Source organism: Streptomyces sp. NPDC019890, from assembly GCF_044903445.1.
Taxonomy (GTDB): Bacteria; Actinomycetota; Actinomycetes; order Streptomycetales; family Streptomycetaceae; genus Streptomyces.
Genome location: NZ_JBJDQK010000047.1, coordinates 1 through 4931, shown reverse-complemented (window position 1 = coordinate 4931; position 4931 = coordinate 1). Strand labels below are relative to the sequence as shown.

Here is a 4931-nt window from a genome sequence, read left to right as displayed (position 1 = left end):
CCTGTGCCACAGACGGACACGTGCCCCGCAGGGGTCCGCGTACATCAGTCAGGTTCGCAAACTGAGGAGACGGCCACATGCCCGACGCCGGGCCTCGCAGGACCGCACACCCGATCACGCTGACCGACGGCACTGCCACCCGGACCCGGGAGCTGACCCACGCCGACCTCGACCCCCTCCAGGCGCTGCACCGCCGTTGCTCGCTGGGCAGCCGCGCCCTGCGCTATCACGCGGGTAAACACGAGCTCTCCCGGGCCGGATGGCGGCTGCTGTCCGACCCGGAGCGCGGCACCACCTTGGTCACCACCACCGCCCAGCACACGGACCGCATCATCGCCATGACCAACGTGATGCGCACCGATCAGCAAGGGGTCGGCGAACTCGCCGTGCTGATCGAGGACGCTTGGCAGTCCAAGGGACTGGGCACCGCGCTGGCCGCGCACGCGGCCGATGTGGCCCGCCGGGCCGGCCACCACACCCTGACCGCGTCGGTCGCCGCGGTCAACGCACCCATGCTCCACGTCCTGGAGAGTCTGGATGCGCCGCCCGCCCGCGCGACAGGGCCCGTCCTCGACATCCACATCCCGCTGTAGCAGTCCCCGGCACCGGTTCGAGCCGGCCTCCACCGAGGCAGCCGTGGTGGCCGGCTCGGCAACAACTTGCCCTGGGAGACGGACGACGAGGACCCGCACGGCGAGATGACCGTCGCTCTGCGCCTGCCCGACGGCGCGCCCTCGGGTGTTGTTCACCCCTCGCTCTCCTGGTCCGGGCCGCCAGTTCACGCCATGCCGGGACATTGGACGCCCTTGGACCACAGGAGGATGTGCGATGAGACCGTGGCGCCGTGCCGCATCGGCGGCAATTGCCTTGAGTGCGTTGTCCCTTGCTCTTTCGGCCGAGCCTGCGTCCGCCGGCCCCGAGGACCAGCCCTTCACCTTCGCGGTGATCGGTGACATTCCGTACGGCGATGCCCAGGCCGCCGAGTTCCCGAAGGTCGTGGCTCAGATCAACGCCGACCCCGACGTTCAGCTCGTCGGCCACCTCGGTGACATCAAGAGCGGTTCGTCCGTCTGCAGTGACGAGTACTTCCAGCTCATCAGGTCGCAGTTCGACACGTTCAAGGATCCGTTGGTCTACACCCCCGGCGACAACGAGTGGACCGACTGCCACCGGCCGGGCGCCGGACCGTACAACCCGCTGGAGCGACTGGCCGCGATCCGGGAGGTGTTCTTCCCGCGGCCGGGCTGGACGCTCGGTCAGCACAGCGTCCGTGTGGCCTCGGGCGCCGGCACGGGCCACCCCGAGAACGTCACGTACAGGCGAGCCGGCGTAGCGTTCGCCGCCGTGCACATCGTGGGCAGCAAAAACGGCATGGCGCCCTGGACCGACAACACCGCACCCACCCCGGAGCAGGCCGCAGAGGTCGAGGGACGTACGGCCGCGGCCGTGCAGTCGATCCATGACACCTTCGACAAGGCCGGCCGCAACCACAACAAGGCGGTCGCCCTGCTCACTCAGGCCGACATGTTCGACCCGACGGTCAAGGATCCCGCGTTCGCCAACTACGACGCCTTCCGGCCGATCGTCCGTACGATCGCCGATGAGTCGGCCAGGTTCAGCGGACCGGTGTACCTGTTCAACGGCGACAGCCACGCCTACAACAGCGACAAGCCGCTGGACACCGGCTCCACGTGGCTTTCCTTCTACGGCATCAGGACCGCAGCCCCGAACCTCTCCCGCGTCACCGTCGACGGGTCGAGCAACGGCACCAACTACCTGAAGGTGTCGGTCCACCCGGGAAGCGAGCACGTCCTGACCTGGACTCGGGTGCCGTTCGTATTCTGAGGGTCATACCGCCTGTCACTTGGGCGCGGCAGCTGCGCCGAGTTGTCTGCCCACTTCGTCGTCGATCCGGTCAAAGACGATCATCGCCACATCGTCCGCCAAGCGGCCTTCGGTGTGGCGGATCAATCCCTGGTGCAGTTGTTCCAGGAACTCGGACGGGGTGTGGTCGTGCATCGCTTCCATGGCCTCGGGCAGGGCGAAGAACTCGTTGTCACCATTGCGGGCTTCTATGACGCCGTCGGTGTACAGCAGCAGACGGTCGCCGGGCGCAAACGGATAGCTCTCCGCCTTGGCGGGAGGGCCGGTGATGAAGTCTTCCAGCCCAAGGGGTGGCAGTGGTGAGGTCGGCATCAGGGCCTGAACCTTGCCCTCATTGAGCACCAGCGGAGGCAGATGGCCGCGGTTGACCAACTCCACCACTCCTGCGTCCGGAACCTGAGCCACGAGCGCGGTGACGAATGACTCCGCCTGTTCTTCCTCGTCGTCCTGATCGATCCCACGCGGCATGGCGCGCTCCCGTCGGAGCGCAGCCGCGCAGTGGTTGATGACCTCGACCAGGTCTTCTTCATAGTGCACGGCCTCCCGGAAGGCACCCAGCACGGCTGCGGCCGAGCGCACAGCAGGAAGCCCCTTGCCGCGGACGTCTCCGACGATCATCCGGACCCCGTACCGGGTCTGCACGGCCTCGTACAGATCGCCGCCGATCTGCGCCCCCGTTTCCGCCGCGATATACCTGCTGGCCGCCCGCACCGGGCCGACTCGGTCGGGTACGGGCCGCAGCAGCACCCGCTGTGCCGCCATGGCGATCCGGCGTACCTGGTCGAGCTCCTGCTGCCTGTGGGTATGCACAGCGCTACTGGTCGTGACACTGGCCGCGGACACCAGGAACAGAGCCAGGAAGTTGGTGTAGACCTGCAGGGTGCCCCACGCCTGGTTGTAGGTGGCCGTGGCAACACTTACAGCCAGAGCGAAAGCCGCTGCCGCGAGGGTGCCTTTGGGGCCCATCGCAACCGCGGCCAACGCCGGCGTCGCGGTGAGGAGGGGGCCGGTGTACAGGAAGTGTGCAGGCGAGAACTCGATAGCCACCACGAGCAGTGCGATTGCGAACGGCACACACTCCGCGAGTGTGAACAGCACCCGGTTGTGACCGCCCGCCCCTGGTCGAGAGGCGGAGGGGAAGAGCGACCGCATGGATACAGCCTGCCTTGTTGCAGCGCCATGCTCCACTCGTCGGCACCGTGCGCGCTGAGCGCCCACGTTGACGAGGTCACCGGTCGGCCGCTCGGTTGCGACGGCGATCTACTGATGAGGGCCGGGCACGTGGCCGTCCCGAACGGCCTCTGCAGTCCACCCGCAGCGGATCCACTCGGCCGCCTGTCGCCTCATGCTCGGTCGGTCACGAACCAGTCGAGCGCCGCGGTCAGCTCCGCCGGCTTCTCCACCGGCAGTTCGTGGCCGGCGTCCACGATCCGGACCAGTGCGTCCGGGTAGGCCTTAGCCATCCGCAGCATCTGCGCGACGGGCAGCTGGACGTCGTGGTAGCCGTGAACCAACAGGGTGGGCGTGCGGATCTCGCCGACCCGGTCGAGGACGTCGAAGGTCCGCATGGCGCCGTAGCACGTCATGACCACCTCGCGAGGCGTGGCCGAGGAGGCCCGGATGTACTCGCGGATCTGCTCGCGCGGGTAGCCAGGGGCGAAGGCCCGCTGGATGTTGGCGGCGACGAACACCTTGAACGGCGCCAGCGTGGATGCCGCCATCAACAGGCCCCGACCACGGCTGTAGGTCATCCGGCTGATCGAGTTCACCAGCACCAGGCGCTCGATCCGCTCGGGATGGCCGAGGGCGAGGGTCTGCGCGATCATCCCGCCCATGGAGTGGCCGACGAGCACGAACCGGTCGACCTCGAGGTGGTCGAGGAGGGCGAGGACGTCCACGGCCAGCTCTTCGATCGTCCGCGCCCCCGACCCGCTGCTCTCGCCGTGCCCGCGCAGGTCGAGCCGTATGACCCGCCGCTTCGGCGCGAAGTGCGCCATCTGGTGGTCCCAGCGGTGCCGGTCGGCCGTCCAACCGTGAACGAACACCAGGGGCACGCCATCACCGTCGCGGGGGCCCTCGTCGTCGTACGTCAGTGCTGCGCCGTCGACAGCGAGAAGCGGCATGGGTCGTGGCCTCCTGGAGCGTGGTTCGGGTATGGCCGGGTACTGCCGCCGACCGCCTTGGAAGCCGTCGCCGGCGCTTGCCGAGAAAGTCGGGGATGTGCCCGAAACACGTCGAGGGCGGCAGCCCGGGCCAGGAACGTGTCGAGGTGACCGTAGCCGGGAATCTCGGTGCACGCCACGTCCAATTGCGGCTGCCCGGTTGGCGAGTACCTCGTGGCAGAGCTTCTGGAACATGGGCCTTGCGCGTTCGTACGGGCGGGGCGGTCCGCACCGCACGGGCTGCGCGAGGGCGTGTCCGTGCGGTGCGGAGCCGCTCCCCGGGCAGCCGGGGAGCGGGTGGCGGGCAGGGCGGGGCGTCGTCCGGGCGGGGGAATGACCGGTACGACGGCCCCGTCCCGTTGCCCGCCTGACCGTGAGGGGTCACCTCGACGGCCGTCGGGGGCGCCGGTGTGCGGTGCGGCGGCCGGCGCGGGCGTGGGTACGGTGATGGTGCATGGCCGGGTGCAAGTCGTCCCTTCCTTCGTCCTCCTGAACGGCACGTGAGGCGGCTCCCGCCGGGTGCGGGGGGTCCGGCTCCACCGCCGTGGTGGAGCCGGACCCGGCCGCATCGTCCGTCAAACCGCCCCGCCACGGCCGGCCCACCGGACGACGCTCTGATTCATGAGTGCCTCCGCCGGACAGGGGTGGGCCATGCCCCGCGAGCGGGGCATGGCCGCCGGGCCCGTTCAGCCGTATCCGAGACGAAAGCCGACCCCGCGCACGGTGATGACCCAGTCCGCCGAGCCGAGCTTGCTGCGCAAGCTGCAGACGTGGGTGTCGACGGTGCGGCGTGACCACGTGTCGCCCCAGACCCGCGCCATCAACTCCTTGCGGGAAACGACCGTGTCCGGCCGGGAAGCGAGGTGGTAGAGCAGGTCGAATTCC

At 69.0% G+C, this 4931-nt stretch carries 5 protein-coding genes; 2 read left to right on the top strand and 3 right to left on the bottom strand.

What is annotated here, in order from left to right:
• Positions 1–77: 77 nt before the first annotated feature.
• Together ACI2LP_RS33810 and ACI2LP_RS33805 are read left to right on the top strand one after the other, a co-directional pair.
• On the top strand, positions 78–593 hold the full coding sequence (locus ACI2LP_RS33810; protein WP_404728364.1) for a GNAT family N-acetyltransferase: 516 nt from the start codon (positions 78–80) through the stop codon (positions 591–593).
• Positions 594–876: 283 nt separating this feature from the next.
• Positions 877–1845 carry a metallophosphoesterase gene (locus ACI2LP_RS33805; RefSeq protein WP_404728363.1) on the top strand — a complete coding sequence of 323 codons (969 nt, stop codon included), beginning with the start codon at positions 877–879 and terminating at the stop codon, positions 1843–1845.
• A 15-nt stretch (positions 1846–1860) separates the two neighbouring features.
• Here ACI2LP_RS33805 and ACI2LP_RS33800 read toward each other — a convergent pair whose 3' ends face one another.
• From ACI2LP_RS33800 to ACI2LP_RS33790, 3 genes are all read right to left on the bottom strand, one after another.
• On the bottom strand, positions 1861–3102 hold the full coding sequence (locus tag ACI2LP_RS33800) for a PP2C family protein-serine/threonine phosphatase (protein ID WP_404728362.1): 1242 nt from the start codon (positions 3100–3102) through the stop codon (positions 1861–1863).
• A 125-nt stretch (positions 3103–3227) separates the two neighbouring features.
• The gene (locus ACI2LP_RS33795) at positions 3228–4007 is read right to left on the bottom strand and encodes an alpha/beta fold hydrolase (protein ID WP_404728361.1); all 780 of its coding nucleotides are present in this window, start codon (positions 4005–4007) and stop codon (positions 3228–3230) included.
• Positions 4008–4732: 725 nt separating this feature from the next.
• Positions 4733–4931, bottom strand: a 199-nt coding sequence (locus ACI2LP_RS33790) for a winged helix-turn-helix domain-containing protein (protein ID WP_404728360.1), incomplete at its 5' end; no start/stop codon positions are given.